This window comes from Brevundimonas sp. VNH65, from assembly GCF_049445955.1.
GTDB lineage: Bacteria > Pseudomonadota > Alphaproteobacteria > Caulobacterales > Caulobacteraceae > Brevundimonas.
In genome coordinates, this window is the sequence record NZ_JBMSDX010000001.1 from 701,907 (window position 1) to 719,867 (window position 17,961).

The window sequence follows — 17,961 nt, forward strand, 5'->3', positions numbered from 1 at the left end:
CGCGGGGGCGGCCTTTTCTTTTTGTATGTTCGATTTCGCTTTAAGAGGTTTCGCCATGGATCGTCGCACCTTCCTGATGGGATCGACTGTGGCGGGCGTGGCCGGCTCGGCCTTCGCCACGACGGCTGCGGCGGCCCAGACGCGGGTTTCGACCGCCCGACCGAGGATCAATCGCCTGGACCCCGAGATCGACGAGCTGCAACGCCGGACCTTCGACTGGTTCGTGAAGGTGACGGATCGCGCCACCGGTCTGACGCCCGACCGCTGGCCGACCAAGAGCTTCTGTTCCGTGGCCGCCGTCGGCTTCGCCCTGGGCTGCTGGCCTGTGGGGGTCGAACGCGGCTGGATGACACGGGCCGAGGCGCGCGAGCGCACCCTGATAACCCTGCGCAACTTCTGGACCCTGCCCCAGGGGGCGGGCGAGACCGGCATCGCGGGCCACAAGGGCTTCTTCTACCACTTCCTGGACATGGAGACCGGTCACCGCTTCGGGCGGACCGAGCTGTCCACTGTCGACACCGCCCTGTTTATCGGCGGCGCCCTGTTCGCCGCGCGCTTCTTCAACGGTCGCCACGCCGACGAGGCCGAGATCCGCGACCTGGCCCAGAAGCTGTACGAGCGGATCGAGTGGGACTGGGCCGTGGTGCGGCCCAACCGCATCTCCATGGGCTGGCACCCAGAGACAGGGCACATCCCCCACGACTGGTGGATCTACAACGAGGGCATGCTGCTGCTGCTGTTGGCGATCGGCAGCCCGACCCATCCGGTTCCGCCGGCCGTCTGGCACGAATGGGCCTTCGCCTATGAGCAGAGCTGGACCGACAAATGGGGCGACTGGCACCTGCAGTTCGCGCCGATCTTCGGCCACCAGTACAGCCATATGTTCATCGACTTCCGGGGCGTTCAGGACGCATGGATGCGCGGCAAGTCGGCCATGGACGGCGTGGCCTATGACTATTTCGAGAACAGCCGCCGCGCGGTCTACGCCCAGCAGAAGTACGCCCACGACAATCCGGGCGGCTGGGCCGGCTACTCCAGCGCCATGTGGGGCCTGACGGCTTGTGACGGGCCGGGCGATTTCAAACAGACGATCGCGGGGCGCGAGCGCGAGTTCTTCTCCTATTCGGCGCGCGGACCCGGCGACCGGGACGACGGCACCATCGCTCCGACGGCGGCGGCGGCCTCGATCGCCTTCGCGCCGGAGATCGTCGTGCCCTGCGTCAAGGCGATGAAGGCCTGGGGCGGCGACGCCCTGTACACCGAGTACGGCTTCCTCGATTCCTTCAACCCGACCCTGACCCAGCGCGACGGTCCGTTGCAGCACGGCCGGATCGTGCCGGGCCTGGGCTGGATCGACGGCGACTATCTGGGCATCGACCAGGGCCCGATCGTCATCATGACCGAGAACCACCGCTCGGGCCTGCTGTGGCGGCATATGCACGGCGAGCCAAATCTGCGGCGTGCGATGCAACTGTCGGGCTTCACCGGCGGGTGGCTGGACGCATGATCAGGACCGGGCCGGATCGCAGACATGCGCTCGGCCTGATCGGCGCCGGGGCGGCGGCCCTTTCGGGGTGCGCCCCGCGTGACCATCGGCCGACGCTGCAGTTCTGGGCGATGGGCAACGAAGGCTCGGCGGTGCCCAAGATCCTGCCCGAGTTCGAGGCCCAGACCGGCGTGCGGGTCGTCGTCCAGCCCCAGCCCTGGACCTCGGCCCACCAGAAACTGCTGACGGCCTACGCCGGCGACTCCCTGCCGGATGTGAGCCAGATCGGCGCCACCTGGATTTCCGAACTGACGGCCATCGGCGCCCTGTCGCCGACCCCGGCCGAGGCGGCGGACCTGCTGACCGACCAGTTTCCGGCGGTTCTGGACACGGCCAATATCGACGGCCGGTCGATGGCCACGCCCTGGTACGTGGACACCCGGCTCATCTACTGCCGGACCGACATCATGGCCCGCGCCGGCTATGACGCCATGCCGACGGACTGGGCCGAATGGAAGCGCTCCATGCATGCCGTCAAGCGCGCGGCGGGGCCGGGAAACTATGCAATCCTGTTGCCGGTCAATGAGTTCGAGCAACTTCTGACCTTCGGCTTGCAAGGCGCCGATCCGTTGCTGCGCGACCATGACAGTCGGGGCAATTTCTCCAGCCCATCGTTCGTCGCGGCCCTGGCCTTCTACAAGAGCCTCTTCGACGAAGGCCTCGCGCCGCTGGCCTCTTCGACCCAGATCTCCAATGTCTGGACCGAATTCGGGCGGGGCTATTTCACCTACTACTTCTCCGGTCCGTGGACGATCGGCGACATGAAGACCCGGCTCGATCCGGCGATCCAGCCGCACTGGACCACGGCCGGCGTGCCGGGTCCCGATGGGCCTGGCGCCTCGGCGCCCGGCGGGTCCGCCCTTGCGGTGTTCAAGTCGAGCCGCAACCCCGAGGCGGCCTGGAAACTGATCCGCTACCTCTCCGACCCTGTGGTCCAGGCGCGCTTCAACGTCCTGACCGGCGACCTGCCGTCGCGCACCTCGGCCTGGAACGCCCCGGCGGTCGCGTCCGACCCCTATATCGCCGCCTTCAAGGGGCAGTTGGCCCGCGCCAAGGCCCTGCCCAAGGCCCCCGAGTGGGAGCGGATTTCGGCCGAGATGCAGATCGTCGCCGAGCGGATGGTTCGCGGCGAGTACACCCCGGAAAGCGCGGGCCGCGAGATCGACCGCCGCGTCGACCGCATCCTCGAGAAACGCCGCTGGATCCTGGACCGGGAGGGCAGGGCATGAGCGTCGCCAGAAACGCCGACGTCGCGCGCCGTGAACGCGCCGCCTGGATGTTCGTCGCCCCGGCCCTGATCGCGGTGGGGGTATTCTTCGCCATTCCGGTCTTCGCCGCCCTGCTGCTCAGCCTGACGGACTTCGACATCTACGCCCTGGCCGATCTGTCGAACCTCCGTTTCGTGGGCCTGCAGAACTATGAGCGGCTGCTGACCAATCCGCTGTTCTGGGGGGCGATGAAGAACACCGGCCTCTTCGCCGTCCTGGGCGTGCCCCTGTCGATCGCCGCATCGCTCGGCGCGGCCGTGATCCTGAACGCGCGCGTCGTGAAGTGGCGGCCCATCTGGCGGGTCGTGTTCTTCGCCCCCTTCGTGACGACGCTCGTCGCCACGGCGGTGCTCTGGAACTATCTGCTGCACACCAGATACGGCGTCATCAACTGGGCCATCGGGGCGTTCGGCATGCCCCCCGTCGATTGGCTGGGCGACCCCTCGACCTCGATCCCCGCCATCCTGATGTTCGTGGTCTGGAAGACCTTCGGCTACAACATGCTGATCTTCCTGGCCGTGCTCCAGACCGTGCCTGACGACCTGTACGAGGCGGCCCGGATCGACGGCGCCGGGCCGTGGACCCAGTTCCGCAACGTCACCCTGCCGGCCATCGCGCCGACCCTTTTGCTGGTGTCGATCATCTCCGTGGCGGGCTTCTTCCAGCTGTTCGCCGAACCCTATGTCATGACCCAGGGCGGCCCGGCCCAGTCGACGGTCACCGTGCTGTATTTCATGTACGAAGAGGGCTTCAAATGGTGGAGCCTCGGCTCGGCCTCCGCCGTGGCCTTCATCCTGTTCCTGTGCATCTTCGCGGTGACCCTGGTGCAGCTGTGGGTGTCGCGACGCCTGGGCGGAGATCACACGTGAAGCCGCGCGCGATCCTGCTGAATCTCCTCGTCGCGGCCATCGCCCTCGTCGTGGTCTTCCCCCTGGCCTGGATGTTGTCGGTCAGCTTCATGTCGACGGGCGAGGCCGCCAACTTCCCGCCGCCGCTGCTGCCGAAGCAATGGACGCTGGAGCACTACCGCGACCTGTTCGTGACCCAGGGCATGGGGCGCTACATGCTGAACAGCCTGGGTCTGGCGACCCTGGCCACCCTGCTGGCGCTGGCCTTCACCGTCCCGGCCGGCTACGCCTTCGCCAAGCTGAGGTTCCGGGGGCGGGACCGCATCTTCCAGCTTCTGATCGGCGCCCTGGTGATCCCGGCCCAGATCGGCACCCTGCCGCTGTTCCTGATGCTGAAATCGGTCGGGCTGGTGAACACCTGGCCGGGCGCCCTGGTGCCGTGGCTGGCCTCGATCTTCGGCATCTTTCTGATCCGGCAGTACGCCCTCTCGATCCCGGAAGAGATGCTGGAGGCCGCGCGCGTCGACGGCGCGACCGAGGGTCAGATCTTCCGCCGCGTCGTGCTGCCGACCATGACGCCGATCCTCGTGACCCTGGCCCTGTTCGTCTTCCTGGGCAGCTGGAATGACTTCCTCTGGCCGTTGATCATTCTGACGGATCAGTCGAACTACACCCTGCCGGTGGCGCTGGCGGCCCTGTCACGCGAACATGTGCAGGACATCGAACTCATGATGGCCGGCGCGGTCGTCACGGTGGCGCCGGTGCTGGTCCTGTTCCTGGCGCTTCAACGGTTCTACATCCGGGGCATGCTGGCCGGCAGCGTGAAGGGATAGAACCCGATGCCGCTCATCCCGGCGAAGGCCGGGATCCAGTGCTTTCGTGAGGCACGGGTGCGCGGGATTGATTTCAGTGGGAGCCGGCCGGCGCCGGTCGCCCAAAGAACTGGGTCCCGGCCTTCGCCGGGATGAGCGGAGTTTTTGATGCGTCTGGTCTCGGTCCTAGCGGCGATCTTCACCCTGTCGGCTGCTCCGGCCCTTGCTCAGGAAACGGCTTCTCCTGCGCCTGTCGATACGACCTCCGCTCTCAATCTCGATCTCCCGGCCGAGCCTGCCCCGCCGCCCGTCACGGTGCTGGACGATTTCGCCGACCTGGCGCCCTGGACCGCCGACGCCTCGACCGATGTGTCGTCCGCCATCACAGCCGTCCCCGGGCCGGACGGCTTGCCGGCCATGCGGCTGACCTACGATTTCAACGGTCGCTCCGGCTACGCCTTCGCCGCGCGCGCCATCCCCCTGACCGTCCCCGAGAACTACGAAATTCGCTTCCGCGTCCGGGGACAGGGGCCTTCAAACACCTTCGAGATCAAGTTCGCCGACGCCTCGGCCGAGAACGTCCACTGGCGTCAGGTGACACGCTACGTCTTCCCTGACGGCTGGACCGAGTTCGTCATCAAGAAGCGTCAGGTCATCTGGGCCTGGGGTCCGAACCCCGACAAGACGTTCCGGGGCGCCGAGCGGATCGAGTTCGTGGTCACGGCCGGGGAGGGCGGAAGGGGCTGGATCGAGGTCGCTGACTTGCGTCTGCGCGAACTGCCGCCTGAACCTTCCACCCCGCCTCAGCCCCTCGCGACGGCCTCGAGCGAGGCGGAGAACGCGCCCGGCGCTCTCGCGGTTGATGGCGACTCCGCGACGGCCTGGCGCACGACGGACGTCGGCGCCCAGACCCTGACGCTGGACCTCGGCTATGAGCGAGAGTTCGGCGGCGTCACGCTGAAGTGGGCCGAAGGCGGCTCGGCCGCGCGCTATCGTCTGTACGGCTCGTCCGACGGCGCGACCTGGAACGAGCTGGTCCGGGTGGATCAGGGGGACGGCGGGACCGACTGGCTGCGTACGCCCGAAGCCTCCGCCCGCTGGGTGAAGCTCGACCTGGAGGCGCCGCCCGCCCGCGCCGCCGGCACGGCCGGGCAGATGGGGGCCGGTCAACGCGGCGACCGCGCCCAGGCCGCCTATGCGTTGAACGAGTTCAGCCTTCAGTCGCTGGCCTTTGGCGAGACCGAGACGAAATTCCTGATGGCTGTGGCGGCCCAGTCGCGCCGCGGCCTCTATCCTCGCGGCTTCCGGGGCGAACAGCCCTACTGGACCCTGGTCGGCGTCGACGGCGGCGGCGAGAGCGGCTTGATCTCCGAGGACGGCGCCATCGAGCTGCGACGGGGCGGACCGTCGATCGAACCCTTCGTGCTGGACAACGGGCGTCTCGTCACCTGGGCCGACGTTCGGATCGAACAGGGACTGGTTCAGGACGATCTGCCGATCCCGACCGTCACCTGGACTCATGAAGGCTGGATGCTCAAGGTCACCGCCATGGCCGAGGGTGATCCGGCGAACGCGCGTCTCTATGGCCGATATGAGCTGACCAACACCTCCCGGCGGCCCCAGACCCTGACCCTGGCGCTGGCCGGGCGGCCGATGCAGGTCAACGGCCCGGTGCAGTTCCTGGCCGTGCCGGGCGGCGCCAGTCCGCTGTCGCAGATCCGTTGGACCGGCTCGGCCTTGCAACTGGGCGATGGAACCGTCTTCACCTCGGCGCGTCCGGATCGCGTGGTCGGAGCGGCCTTCGAGGCGGGCGCCGATCCCCAGTCCCTGCTGGCGGGCGCCGCCGGCCAACCAGGCGAGACGCCGCTGGCGGTCCAGGACGTGGCGAAACTGGCGTCGGCGGCCCTGCTCTATGACCTGACGCTTCAGCCCGGCGAGACACGGACCCTGGGCTTCGTCAGCCCCTTCCGCAACGAGTACGCGGACATGCCGACGATCGACTTCGAAGGTGTCGAGCGTCGTCTGGTGGCGGAATGGCGCGAAAAGCTGGACCGGTTCGACCTGATCCTGCCGCCCCAGGCCCAGCGGATCGAGGACACGATGAAGACCTCGCTGGCGCACATGCTGATGTCGCGCCAGGGGCCGATCCTCCAACCCGGAACCCGCAGCTACAACCGTTCCTGGATCCGCGACGGGGCGATGATGGCCGAGGGTTTGAATCGGCTGGGGCATGCTGACCTGTCGGCCGCCTATCTGCGTTGGTACGCGCCCTACATCTTCGCCAACGGCAAGGTCCCCTGCTGCGTCGACGCACGCGGCGCAGATCCGGTGCCGGAGAACGACAGCCACGGTGAGTTCGTCTTCCTCGCCGCCGAGACCTGGCGCTACACCCGCGATCGCGCCCTGCTGGAAAGCGTCTGGCCCCAGGTCCAGGGCGCGATCACCTATATGGACCAGCTGCGCGCCTCGACCCGGACGGCCGAGAACCGCACCCGCGACAATCGGCACCTGTTCGGCCTTCTGCCGCCGTCGATCAGCCATGAGGGATATTCGGACAAGCCCGCCTGGTCCTACTGGGACGATTTCTGGGGTCTGCTCGGCTACAAGGACGCCGTTTTCATCGCCGAGACCCTGGGGGACCGGGCGGCCGCCACCCGGATCGCGGCCTCGCGGGATCAGTTCTCGCGAGACCTGCGCGCCTCGATCAGCGGCACGGCGGTCCGGCACAGGATCGACTGGATCGCCGGAGCGGCCGACCGGGGCGACTTCGACGCCACCTCGACCACCATCGGCCTTTCGCCGGGCGGGGAGCAGGCCAATCTGCCCCAGGGGCTGCTGCGCCGGACCTTCGAAAAGTACTGGGAGAACTTCATCGCCCGTCAGTCCAATGCGACCGCCTGGAAGGACTATACCCCTTACGAGCTGCGCAACGTCGGCGCCCTGACCCGTCTCGGCCGGCGGGATCGGGCCATCCAGGCTCTCGATTTCTTCTTCGCCGACCGTCGTCCCGCCGCCTGGAACGGCTGGGCGGAGGTGGTCGGTCGCGACCTGCGTGAGCCGCGCTTCATTGGCGACATGCCCCACGCCTGGATCAGCTCGGACTATATCCGCTCGGCCCTCGACCTGTTCGTCTATGAGCGGGACAGCGACCACGCCCTGATCCTCGCCGACGGCGTTCCCCACGACTGGCTGGACGCCGACAGCGGCGTCGGCGTTCGCGACGTGCGCACCGCCTACGGTCCGCTCAGCTATCAGCTGCTGCGCCGGGACGGCGCCATCGTCCTGACGATCATCGACGGCGTTCAGGCGCCGGGCGGCTATGTGCTGCGCTGGCCGCAGGGGACGCCGCTGCCGACCCGAACCCGCATCGACGGACGCAACGGCAAGTGGGACCTTGGCGAGCTGAAAATACCCGCAGGCGCCCGGCGGGTGGAGCTGCGATAGGGCTTCCCGCCTCGACCCGACGACGTGTGAGGGCTACGACGTGCGAGCCGCCCCTCGGGGCCCCAAGCTGAGTGTGTTGCCGATGCGACTGTGGTTCCGTTCCGATCGCGGCCAGCCTGAGCCGTCTCCCGAGGCCGCGCCGCGACCGGACGCCCAGGTCGGGCAGGCCGCCGCCACCTCGCACTGGGACGGCATGTACGAGACCATCACGCGTTCCGCCTGGACCCAGAACCCCATCGTCGGGCGCGCCATCTATGAGCGGATGACGGACGAGGCCGGCTTCTGGCTCGACTGGGTCTTCACCCGCCGGCTCAAGCCGGTCGATCGGCTGCTCGCCATCGGCTGCGGCGACGGCGTGCACGAGCTGTTCCTGGCCCGGGCAGGACACGCAAAGGCCATCGACGCCTTCGATGCCTCGCCGGTCGCCATCGAGCGCGCCGGCGAGACGGCGCGCGCCGAAGGGCTGTCCATCGACTTCTCGGTGCGGCTGTTTGAGGAATTCGCCGCCGCGCCCGGCCCGGACGATGTCTACGACGCCGTTCTGTTCTCAGGTTCGCTGCACCACGTAACCGACATCGAGGGCGTCCTGTCCGCCGTCCGTCGGGTGCTGAAGCCGGGCGGCCGGGTGATCGTCAACGAATACTGCGGGGCCTGCTATCAGCTGTATTCCCGGCGCCAGGTGGACATCGTGGACCGCGTTCTGGCCTCAACGCCGGCCGCCTTTCGGGCGTCCGACCGCCTGGAGATGCCGACCATCGACATGATCATGGCGGGAGATCCGACGGAGGGCGTGCGGGCGTCGCTGATCCCGCTGCTGGTGCCGGCCTATTTCGAGCCGGAGTACGAGCGGTTCCTGGGCGGGGGGCTGCTCCACCCGATCTTCACCTGCCTGAATGCGACCAAGGTCAATGACGGGTCGCCGGAGAGCCAGGCCTATGTCGAAATGCTGGTCCGGATGGACGATGAGCTGACCCGCGCCGGGGCGCTGGGGCACGACTTTATGTTCGGGATCTATCGCAACCGCTGAAAGGCGCGGCCATCGGTGTCGAACAGGTGCGCCTGATCCGACGGGATCGCCAGGCGGATCTCCTGACCGGCCTTCAGCCCGGCGTCGCCCGGCGCCAGCAGCGTCAACGCCGTGCCGGCATAGTCCGCATAGGCATAGGTCGCATGCCCCAGGGTCTCGACGAAGGTGACTGTCGCCGCGGCGCCCTCATCGGTGGTCAGCGACAGGTGTTCCGGCCGAATGCCCAGGGTCACAGGGTCGCCGATCTTGGCTCCGGCGGCGTCGACCGCAACGATGATCTCATTGCCGGCCGCCGTGCGGACGGCGGCGCCGCTCGCCGTCTTCCCGACGACCTCGCCAGGGATCAGGTTCATCTTCGGGCTGCCGATGAAGCCGGCGACGAACAGATTGGCCGGATGCTCATACAACTCCATCGGCGCCCCGACCTGCTCGATGACCCCCGCGTTCAGGACCACGATCCGGTCCGCCAGTGTCATGGCCTCGACCTGATCGTGGGTGACGTAGATCATGGTCGTCTTCAGCCGCTCGTGCAGGGCGGCGAATTCATAGCGCATGCGCACACGCAGGGCGGCGTCGAGATTGGACAGGGGCTCGTCGAACAGGAAGACCTCCGGTTCGCGCACGATGGCGCGGCCGATGGCGACCCGCTGGCGCTGACCTCCGGACAGGGCCTTCGGCTTCCGATCCAGATAGTCGGAGATGTTCAGGGTCTCGGCCGCAGCGGTCACCCGGCGGGCGATCTCGGCCTTGTCGACCTTGGCCAGGGTCAGGGCGAAGGCCATGTTCTGCCGCACCGTCATGTGCGGATAAAGCGCATAGGACTGGAACACCATGGCGATGCCCCGGTCGGACGGGGACAGGTCGTTGACCACCTGGTCGCCGATGGACACGGTCCCGGCTGACAGCTCTTCCAGACCGGCGATGGTCCGCAGCAGGGTGGACTTGCCGCAGCCCGAAGGGCCGACGAAGACGATGAATTCGCCGTCCCGGATATCCAGGTCCACGCCCTTCAGCACCTCGACGGCGCCGAACCGCTTCTTCACGCCTTCCAGCCGCACTCCGGCCATACGCATTCCACCCGACAGCTCTTGTTTTGCCGTCACCGTAAACGGTTACATCGTCGGGGTGAAGCGGGACTTGCCCCCCGGTCACAACGCGACGGACAGATCGGCGCGTCAGCCCCGCGACTTCCTGGCCTTGAACGGTTTGGGTCCGGTCGGCTTGCCCCGCGCGTCCTTGGGCGCCCAGGGACGGTCGCCGCCGGCCGGCTTACCCTTGGGCTTGCCCTTCCACGGCTGATCGCCGGCCGTGGGCGAGGCCGTCTCGGCGCGCGGGGTCCAGGGCTTCTTCTTCTTGTCGACCCAGGGCTGCTTGCCTTCCGGGGTCGGCGTCAGCTTCGTGCGCTTGATCCATTTGCCGTCGGAGTCGACCGGACGCGCGGGCGCAACGTCAGGCGTCTCGGCGGCGGGGCGGGGCGCCCAGGGCTTTTTGGGCGCGTCTGCGTGAGGGCGAGGCGGACGCGGCGCACGAGCCGGGCGGTCGTCGCCGTCATCCCGGCGAGCACGGGGGGACTTGTCCCAGCGGCTGACGGGCCTTTCCTTCGGACCGGGCGCGACGGCCGTCTCGATCGTCATGCCGTCCTCAAGTCCGCGCGCGATGGCGGCCCGGAAGCGATCCTCGGCGTCCTTGACGATCTCGAACTTGGTTTCGCGATCGAAGATGCGGATGGCGCCGATCTCGGGCTTGGACACGCCGCCGACGCGACAGATCGTGGGCATCAGCCATTTCGGATCGGCGTTCTTGTCGCGACCGATGTTGATCCGGAACCAGGCCATCTCGCCGCCACGGGCGAAATCGGTCAGCGGCCCATCCTTCTGGCCGCGATCGTTGCGGCCGGTCGACTGGGCGCGCGCCATCCGCTCGTCGTCGCGGACGTCCTCCGGCGCGGGCAGCTTCTGGCGATAGAGACGGATCAGGGCCGCGGCGACCTGTTCCGGCGACGACCGCTCCAGCAGTTGGCGACCCAGGGCCAGGTTCTCGTCGTCGGCGGGGGCGGTCAGGACCGGGTCGGACATCATCCGCTCGTGATCCTTGGCCTCGATCATCTCCGCGGTCGGCGGCCCTGACCATTCCGCGGTGATCCCGGCCGATTGCAGCATCAGCTCGGCCTTGCGGCGACGGGCGTAGCTGACCATCAGGACCGAGACGCCCTTCTTGCCCGCACGGCCCGTGCGGCCCGAACGGTGCAGCAGGGTGGCCTTGTTCACCGGGATCTCGGCGTGGATCACCAGCCCCAGATCGGGCAGGTCAATGCCGCGCGCCGCCACGTCGGTCGCGACACACACCCTCGCATGACCGTCGCGCAGGGCCTGAAGCGCCTCGGAACGCAGGTTCTGGGTCAGTTCGCCGGACAGGCCGACGACCGAAAAGCCGCGTTCGCGCAGCGACGACGTCAGGTGCTTCACCCGCTCCCGCGTGTTGGCGAACACCAGGGCGCCCGGCGCCTCGAAATAGCGCAGGACGTTGACGACGCCGTGCTCGATCTCGTTCGGCTGGACGCGGATGGCCTTGTATTCGATGTCGCCGTGCGGGGCGTTCTTCGAGGTGGTGTCGATCCGCAGGGCGTCGTTCTGGTACGTCCGGGCCAGGGCGACGATGTCCTTGGCCAGGGTGGCCGAGAACAGCAGGGTGCGGCGTTCGGACGGCGCGGCGTCCAGCAGGAAGGTCAGGTCCTCGGCGAAGCCCATGTCCAGCATCTCGTCGGCCTCGTCCAGCACGACGGCGCGAAGCTCCGACAAGTCCAGGGCCCCGCGCTCCAGATGGTCCTTCAGGCGGCCGGGCGTGCCCACGACGATGGCGGCGCCGCGATCCAGCACCCGGCGCTCGGCGCGCGGGTCCATGCCGCCGACGCAGGTGGCGATGCGCGCGCCGGCCGAGGCGTAGAGCCACTCCAGCTCCTTGGACACCTGCAGCGCCAGCTCTCGCGTAGGAGCGATGACCAGGGCCAGCGGCGCGGCGTTGTCCGCGATCCGGTCCGCGTCACCGATCAGGGTCTCGGCCAGGGCCAGGCCGAAGGCGACCGTCTTGCCCGATCCGGTCTGGGCCGAGACCAGCAGGTCCCGGCCGCCTTCGGCCTCCAGCACCGCCGCCTGGACGGGCGTCGGCTCGATGTAGCCCCGCTCCGAAAGGGCGCGTTCGAGGGCGGGATGGCTGGCGGGAAAGGGCATGAAGGAAACCGGAACGGCGCGCCGAACGGCGGCGCGCGACAAGGGACAAGCAGGCGAAGCGGGGAGGGCGGCGTCCATGCGCCCGCAAAGTGGCCGAATGGTGTTGGGCGAAGGCGGCGGAAGGCGAAAGCGTCGTATCAGAAACCGAAAGGCGCGCCCGGCGACGCCTGATGACAGAATTCCTTGACTGGGTCAGTCTCGGATTCAGGGGGAAGATACATGCTCAGGACGATTCTGTCCGCCACCACGGCCTTGACGATGCTGGCGCATCCTCTCCTGGCGACCTCCGCCTTGGCCCAGGATCGGATCGCGCCCGGCGCGCCCATCACGGGCCGGTTGCAGTCCGGCGACGAGACTCTGAACAGCGGCGAATACCGCGACGCCTATCGCTTCAGTGGAACGGCGGGCCAGCGTGTCACCTTCCGGCTCACGTCCAACGACTTCGATCCCTACCTGATCGTGTCGGGGCCGAACGGATTTTCGGAGGGCAATGACGATCTGGAGAGCGGTGACACCACCGCCGGACTGGACCTGACCTTGCCGACGACCGGCGACTATTTCGTCTCGGCCACCAGCTACCGGTCGGGCGAAACCGGCCCCTACATCCTGTCGATGACCCAAGGCGGCGCACAGGCCTCAGGCGCCGGGTCCACATCACGTCTGACCCAGCCCACGCGTCCCCGCAGCGGCGCCCAGCTCAGCAATCTGAACAGCCGGCGCGGCCAGCCTGCACGGGCGACCCCGGCGACGTCCAACGGAGTGCTGTCTCCGGGTTCAGCGGTCGCGGGGCGACTGGCGTCCGGCGACGGGACCTTGCCGTCCGGCGAATTCGCCGACGGATGGACGCTGAACGTCCGGTCCGGACAGTCCTACACCGTCCGGCTCAACTCTTCGGACTTCGACCCCTATCTGATGGTCCGGGGCCCGGGCGAACTGCGCGAGGACAATGACGACGACGCCTCGGTGCGTGGCTCGAACGCCAGCCGGATCACCTTCACCGCCCCCGCTGACGGCGTGGTGACCGTTTCGGCGACCAGCTACCGTCCCGGCGAAAGCGGCGCCTATCAGCTTGCGGTCGAGGCCGGGGACGGCGCGACGTCGGCCCGGCCCCGCACCCCGGTGACCGCCGAGGCCGCCATCCGACTGGGCGAAACCCGACAGGGGAGGCTCGCCGCCGGCGCCCGCACCCTGCCGACCGGCGAATTTGTCGACGACTTCGCCTTCGAGGGCCGTCGCGGCCAGCAGCTCGAGCTGCGCCTGAACTCCAGCGATTTCGACCCTTACGTCCAGATCTCGGGCCCGGACGGCTTCTCGCGATTCAACGACGACTCGGAAGACGGAGGGATCAACAGCCGCCTCCTGGTCACCTTGCCGACCGACGGCCGTTACGTGATCTCCGCCACCAGCTTCCAGGGCGGAGAAACCGGCGCCTATACGCTCAGCGTGGCCGACGGCGTCGACTATCAACCGGCGGCCCCGGTCGCGCCGGGCGTCCAGGCCGCGGCTCAGGCGGCCGACATCACGATCGGCCAGTCGGTCGAGGGCGTGTTGCAGGCGGGGGACCAACTCTTCGAATCCGGCGCCTATGCCGATCAGATCCGGTTCGTCGGTCGCCGGGGCCAAAGGGTCTCGGTAGACCTGACCTCGTCCGCCTTCGACGCCTTCACCGCCCTGACGTCGCCTTCGGGCGTCAGAGTCGACAACGACGACGCGGCCGGAGGCGAGGGCACCGACAGCCGGCTGGAGACCGTGCTGACCGAGGACGGCGTCTACACCGTCTCCGTCACCTCCTTCTCGGTGGGCGAAACGGGGTCCTACCGCCTCAGCGTCCAGTCGAGCCGGGGCACGGCGCGCCAGGCGGCGGTGCCGGACGGTCCTCGCGTCTTCGCCGTGATGGTCGGCATCTCGGACTATGCCGGCGCGGCGTCCAACCTCCGCTATACCGACGAGGATGCGCTGAAGCTTTCCGAGGCCTTGCGGCGCGAGGGCGTTCTCAATCCGGCCAGCATTACCCTGACTGACGCCGAGGCGACGGTGGAAGGCGTTCAGGCGGCGTTCCGGCGCGTGGCGGCCGAGGCCGGGCCGGAGGACATGTTCCTGTTCTTCTTCTCGGGGCATGGCGGCCAGACCGATCCGGGCGCGCCGTCCGCGACCGAGCCGGACGGCCGCACCGAGTTCATCTCCCTCAGGGACGGCCGTATCACCGACGCCGACATGGCCGAGATGTTCGGATCCCTACGGACCCGCCTGTCGCTGCTGGTTCTGGACAGCTGCTTCTCCGGCGGATTTGCGCGCAACGTCGTGTCCAAGCCCGGCGTCATGGGCCTCTTCAGCTCAGAAGAGGACCTGACCAGCGCCGTCGCCTTCAAGTTTTCCGCGGGGGGCTATCTGTCCCACTTCCTTCGGACAGGGCTCGGGGGCGAGGCCGACACGGACCTGGACCGCATGGTCACGGCCGGAGAGTTGACCACCTATCTGCGCCGACAGTTCGTGCGTGATGTGGACGGCGTCGAATCCGAAACCGTCGACGGCCAGCGCAGCTACCAGAACCTCGTCGTGGATCGGGGCGGGGTTCAGGTCGATGATGTGGTGCTGCGCCTGACGCCGGTCGGCGAAACGGCGACCGGCGCCCACTGATCCCCCCGCCCGACGGCAAAAGGGGCGCCGCATCTCTGCGGCGCCCCTTCCGGCTTCTGAGGAGCCCCCCGGCCCCTGATCATCCGGCCCGAAGACCGGATGCGCCTTACTGGAACTGGGCGTCCGACTGAAGCGTCGGCTGGCCGTAGTGAATGCGCACGTCGCGATCGCCGTCACGACGGCCCCCGCCGTGGCCGCCGCCATGCCCGCCGCCCGGCACGACCACCTGGCCCGAGCCGCCGCCATAGGCGACCTCGCAGCAGTCCTCGGGCGGCGGCCGGTTCGGATCCGGCTCGACGAAGTGAACTTCCGGCGGCGCGACCGTGACTTCGGACGGCCGGACCTTCACGTTCGGCGCTTCCAGATAGATTTGGGCGGGCGCCACATTGACCGGCGGGGCGTCGACGATCACCGGCGGGCCCTGAACATAGACGCGCTGCGGCGGCACATTGACCGGCGGGGAAACGATCCGCACGCCCTGGGACTGCAGATGCACCGGAGCCGAGGGCCGCACCGAATAGAAGGGCGCCTGAACCACCGGGGCCGAACAGGGCAGGCAGTTCGGATACGGCTGCGGCATCGGATAGGGTTGCGGAACCGGATAGGGATGCGGGGCCGGGACCGGATAGGGCTGAGGCACGGGATAGGGCTGGGGCGCCGGGGCGCAGCCGACCGGATAGCCGTGGCCGCCGCCGTATCCGCCGCCCGGGTGACCTCCATAACCGCCGCCCGGATGGCCGCCGTAGCCGCCGCCGTGCCCGCCGCGGCCGTAGCCGCCGGACTGGCCGTAGGCGTAGCCGTAGCTGTAGGACGAGCTCTGCGAATAATAGCCGACGCTGGCGCACGGATCGACCGGACGCTGCGAATACCGGCTGGACGACACCACGCGGCCGAAGCCGCCGACCTGATAGCCGAAGGGCGCGCTCGGCCCGGCGATGCCCGCCAGCTCCAGACCGGCGTTGCCGCTGGGGCCCATGGGCGAATAGTAGTCGCCGCCGCTCACGCCGCCCCAGCCGCCGCCGAAGCGATGCTGTCCATAGCCGCTGTACGAACGGGCGTTCAGATAGGAGCCGCCGCCCGCGCCGCCCCAGGCGTTCGCGTTGCTGTTCGCGTTGACATTGTTGTTCACATTGACGTTGACGTTGTTGTTCCAGTTGCCGGACCAACCGCCACCGCCGTTGTGACCGCCGCCACCGGACCAGCCGCCGCCCTTGCCGCCGCCCCAACCGCCGCCGTGGCCGCCGCCTCCGGACCAGCCGCCGCCACCGCCGTGGCCGCCACCGCCGCCTCCGCCACAGGTGCTGCCGCACCCGCCGCCGGAGCTCCCACCGGAGCCTCCGCCGTAGTTGCCCGCCTGGGCGCCGCCCGCCGCTGCGGCGGCGAGGGTCATGGTCGCGGCTATAATGATGATCCGGTTCACAACGGTTCACTCCGATCTATGTGAACCGTCCTAGAGCAAGACGCGGGCCGGTTGTGCCGGTTGCACCCGACGCGCGCTCGGTAACCATGTTAACGCGCCCGTCAGGCGAATAATGGCAGCCCCCAATATCGGCAGGGGTGTTAAATCTAACCTTGGCAGCGAAGCTTGAATACTTAGCTCGCCTAGCGCGGGATTCAACTGAAGGATCGGCGACGCCCTGTGGGCCGCACGAAGCTCAAACCCAGTCAGAGCGGGCTTTTGAAGGCTGACGAAAGGGGGCGGATGGTGGATGCGACAGGGATTGAACCTGTGACCCCCTCGGTGTGAACGAGGTGCTCTCCCGCTGAGCTACGCATCCATATCCGGATCGTCGAACGCCCTGGGGCGCGACCGGGAAGGCGGCGGACTTAGCCCGCCGCCGGCTGGAGCGCAAGCGTCAGATTCCGGTCGCCTTGACCAAATCCGGCTGTTCCGTCTCGGGATCGCCGGGCAGCCAGGCCACCCGCCCGTCATAGATGTCCCGATTCAGCACACCCTCTTCGCGCGCGACCAGAACAGGGACCACCATCTGGCCCGTGACATTGGTTGCGGTGCGGATCATGTCGATGATGCGGTCGATGGCGACCAGATAGCCGATCCCTTCCAGCGGCAGGCCTGCCGTAGACAGGGTCAGGGTCAGCATGACGATGCTGGTTCCGGGCACTCCGGCCGTGCCCAACGAGCCCAACACCGCCGTCAGTCCGATCAGGATGTATTGCGTCAGGCTCAGCTCGATCTGGAAATACTGGGCGATGAAGATGGCCGCGATCGCGGGATAGATGGCGCCGCACCCGTCCATCTTCACATTGGCGCCCAGGGGCACGGCGAAGGCGGCGTAGGATTGCGGCACGCCCAGCCGCTCGACCGTCTGTCTGAGGGTGATCGGCAAGGTCCCCAGCGAGGACGAGGTGGCGAAGGCCGTCTGCTGCGCCGCGAACGCGCCCCGGAAGAAGCTGACGACGCCGAGGCCGTGCGCCTTCAACAGGATCGGATAGACCACGAGGATGTGGAACAGGCAGGCCGCATAGATGGCGACAATGAACTTGCCCAGCGGCAGCAGCGCCTCCCAGCCATAGCCGCCCACGACGGATCCGATCAGGCCGAACACGCCCAAGGGAGTCAGCTGTATCACCCAGCGGGTGATGCGGAACACCACGGCCGCGCCCTCGTCGATCACCCGCCGAACCGACTGCGCCCGGTCGCCGAGCGCCGCCACGGCCACGCCGACCAGCGCCGCGAAGACCAGCACCTGCAAGACCTTGCCCTCGGCCAGCGCCTGGAAGGGGTTGCGCGGCACGATGCCGATCAGAACATCCAGCGGCGTGGGAATCTCGCGCTCGCGCACCTCGCCCAGCGGCAGACCCGCCAGCCCTGCACCGGGGTTGAACAGATGCCCGAAGGCGACGCCGACCAGGACGGCCAGCAGGGAGGTGATGGCGAACCAGACCAGGGTCCGCACCGCCAGCCGCACCGCGCCCTCGGCGTCGCCGTCGCCCAGCCGCGCCACCGAACTGGCGATGGCGAACAGGACAAGAGGGATCACCACCATCCGGATCAGGTTCAGATAGACGTCCCCGATCGGCTGCAGCCAAGTTACCGCAGCAGGCCCCAGCGCCAGGCCGGCCAGCACGCCCGCCGCCAGCCCTCCCAGGGTGCGCTGCCACAAGGGTATGCGGAAGAAGCTGGCGGTCAT

At 68.3% G+C, this 17,961-nt stretch carries 11 protein-coding genes and 1 tRNA gene; 7 read left to right on the top strand and 5 right to left on the bottom strand.

The window, feature by feature from the left end:
• The first annotated feature begins 55 nt into the window (after window positions 1-55).
• The 6 genes from ACO2Q1_RS03400 to ACO2Q1_RS03425 all read left to right on the top strand — a co-directional run bounded on the left by ACO2Q1_RS03400 (window position 56) and on the right by ACO2Q1_RS03425 (window position 8,945).
• On the top strand, window positions 56-1,507 hold the full coding sequence (locus ACO2Q1_RS03400) for a glucoamylase family protein (RefSeq protein ID WP_423328135.1): 1,452 nt from the start codon (window positions 56-58) through the stop codon (window positions 1,505-1,507).
• Window positions 1,504-2,775 (top strand): extracellular solute-binding protein, encoded by a 1,272-nt coding sequence (locus ACO2Q1_RS03405; RefSeq protein ID WP_423328136.1) that lies wholly within the window; start codon window positions 1,504-1,506, stop codon window positions 2,773-2,775. The genes ACO2Q1_RS03400 and ACO2Q1_RS03405 overlap by 4 nt, the downstream gene beginning before the upstream one ends.
• Window positions 2,772-3,683, top strand: a complete 912-nt coding sequence (locus ACO2Q1_RS03410) for a carbohydrate ABC transporter permease (RefSeq protein ID WP_423328137.1) — start codon at window positions 2,772-2,774, stop codon at window positions 3,681-3,683. The genes ACO2Q1_RS03405 and ACO2Q1_RS03410 overlap by 4 nt, the downstream gene beginning before the upstream one ends.
• Complete coding sequence (locus tag ACO2Q1_RS03415; protein WP_423328138.1) at window positions 3,680-4,495, top strand: carbohydrate ABC transporter permease; 816 nt, start codon at window positions 3,680-3,682, stop codon at window positions 4,493-4,495. Before ACO2Q1_RS03410 ends, ACO2Q1_RS03415 begins: the two co-directional genes overlap by 4 nt.
• A 147-nt stretch (window positions 4,496-4,642) precedes the next feature.
• Entirely contained in the window at window positions 4,643-7,918 is a 3,276-nt protein-coding gene (locus ACO2Q1_RS03420; protein WP_423328140.1) for a discoidin domain-containing protein, read from the top strand.
• 82 nt (window positions 7,919-8,000) lie between these two features.
• Window positions 8,001-8,945 carry a class I SAM-dependent methyltransferase gene (locus ACO2Q1_RS03425; RefSeq protein ID WP_423328141.1) on the top strand — a complete coding sequence of 315 codons (945 nt, stop codon included), beginning with the start codon at window positions 8,001-8,003 and terminating at the stop codon, window positions 8,943-8,945.
• On the opposite strand, the gene ACO2Q1_RS03430 is transcribed toward ACO2Q1_RS03425, so the two are convergent.
• Both ACO2Q1_RS03430 and ACO2Q1_RS03435 read right to left on the bottom strand, forming a co-directional pair.
• Window positions 8,930-10,012, bottom strand: coding sequence for an ABC transporter ATP-binding protein (locus tag ACO2Q1_RS03430; RefSeq protein ID WP_423328244.1), 1,083 nt, complete (start codon window positions 10,010-10,012; stop codon window positions 8,930-8,932). The two genes, ACO2Q1_RS03425 and ACO2Q1_RS03430, sit on opposite strands and share 16 nt — an antisense overlap.
• 108 nt (window positions 10,013-10,120) lie before the next feature.
• Window positions 10,121-12,172, bottom strand: coding sequence for a DEAD/DEAH box helicase (locus ACO2Q1_RS03435; protein ID WP_423328142.1), 2,052 nt, complete (start codon window positions 12,170-12,172; stop codon window positions 10,121-10,123).
• 219 nt (window positions 12,173-12,391) lie between these two features.
• Here ACO2Q1_RS03435 and ACO2Q1_RS03440 point away from each other — a divergent pair, with 219 nt between their 5' ends.
• Window positions 12,392-14,809 (top strand): pre-peptidase C-terminal domain-containing protein, encoded by a 2,418-nt coding sequence (locus ACO2Q1_RS03440; RefSeq protein ID WP_423328143.1) that lies wholly within the window; start codon window positions 12,392-12,394, stop codon window positions 14,807-14,809.
• Between the two features lie 106 nt (window positions 14,810-14,915).
• On the opposite strand, the gene ACO2Q1_RS03445 is transcribed toward ACO2Q1_RS03440, so the two are convergent.
• The 3 genes from ACO2Q1_RS03445 to ACO2Q1_RS03455 all read right to left on the bottom strand — a co-directional run bounded on the left by ACO2Q1_RS03445 (window position 14,916) and on the right by ACO2Q1_RS03455 (window position 17,961).
• The gene (locus ACO2Q1_RS03445) at window positions 14,916-16,199 is read right to left on the bottom strand and encodes a hypothetical protein (protein WP_423328144.1); all 1,284 of its coding nucleotides are present in this window, start codon (window positions 16,197-16,199) and stop codon (window positions 14,916-14,918) included.
• Between the two features lie 313 nt (window positions 16,200-16,512).
• Window positions 16,513-16,587: transfer RNA gene (locus ACO2Q1_RS03450), tRNA-Val, on the bottom strand.
• Window positions 16,588-16,665: 78 nt separating this feature from the next.
• On the bottom strand, window positions 16,666-17,961 hold the full coding sequence (locus tag ACO2Q1_RS03455) for a dicarboxylate/amino acid:cation symporter (protein ID WP_423328145.1): 1,296 nt from the start codon (window positions 17,959-17,961) through the stop codon (window positions 16,666-16,668).

Coding starts and splice junctions, on each gene's coding strand:
- ACO2Q1_RS03400 (WP_423328135.1), top strand. CDS start 56: ATGGATCGTCGCACCTTCCTGATGGGATCGACTGTGGCGGGCGTGGCC.
- ACO2Q1_RS03405 (WP_423328136.1), top strand. CDS start 1,504: ATGATCAGGACCGGGCCGGATCGCAGACATGCGCTCGGCCTGATCGGC.
- ACO2Q1_RS03410 (WP_423328137.1), top strand. CDS start 2,772: ATGAGCGTCGCCAGAAACGCCGACGTCGCGCGCCGTGAACGCGCCGCC.
- ACO2Q1_RS03420 (WP_423328140.1), top strand. CDS start 4,643: ATGCGTCTGGTCTCGGTCCTAGCGGCGATCTTCACCCTGTCGGCTGCT.
- ACO2Q1_RS03425 (WP_423328141.1), top strand. CDS start 8,001: ATGCGACTGTGGTTCCGTTCCGATCGCGGCCAGCCTGAGCCGTCTCCC.
- ACO2Q1_RS03430 (WP_423328244.1), bottom strand. CDS start 10,012: ATGGCCGGAGTGCGGCTGGAAGGCGTGAAGAAGCGGTTCGGCGCCGTC.
- ACO2Q1_RS03435 (WP_423328142.1), bottom strand. CDS start 12,172: ATGCCCTTTCCCGCCAGCCATCCCGCCCTCGAACGCGCCCTTTCGGAG.
- ACO2Q1_RS03440 (WP_423328143.1), top strand. CDS start 12,392: ATGCTCAGGACGATTCTGTCCGCCACCACGGCCTTGACGATGCTGGCG.
- ACO2Q1_RS03445 (WP_423328144.1), bottom strand. CDS start 16,199: ATGACCCTCGCCGCCGCAGCGGCGGGCGGCGCCCAGGCGGGCAACTAC.
- ACO2Q1_RS03455 (WP_423328145.1), bottom strand. CDS start 17,961: ATGACCGCCAGCTTCTTCCGCATACCCTTGTGGCAGCGCACCCTGGGA.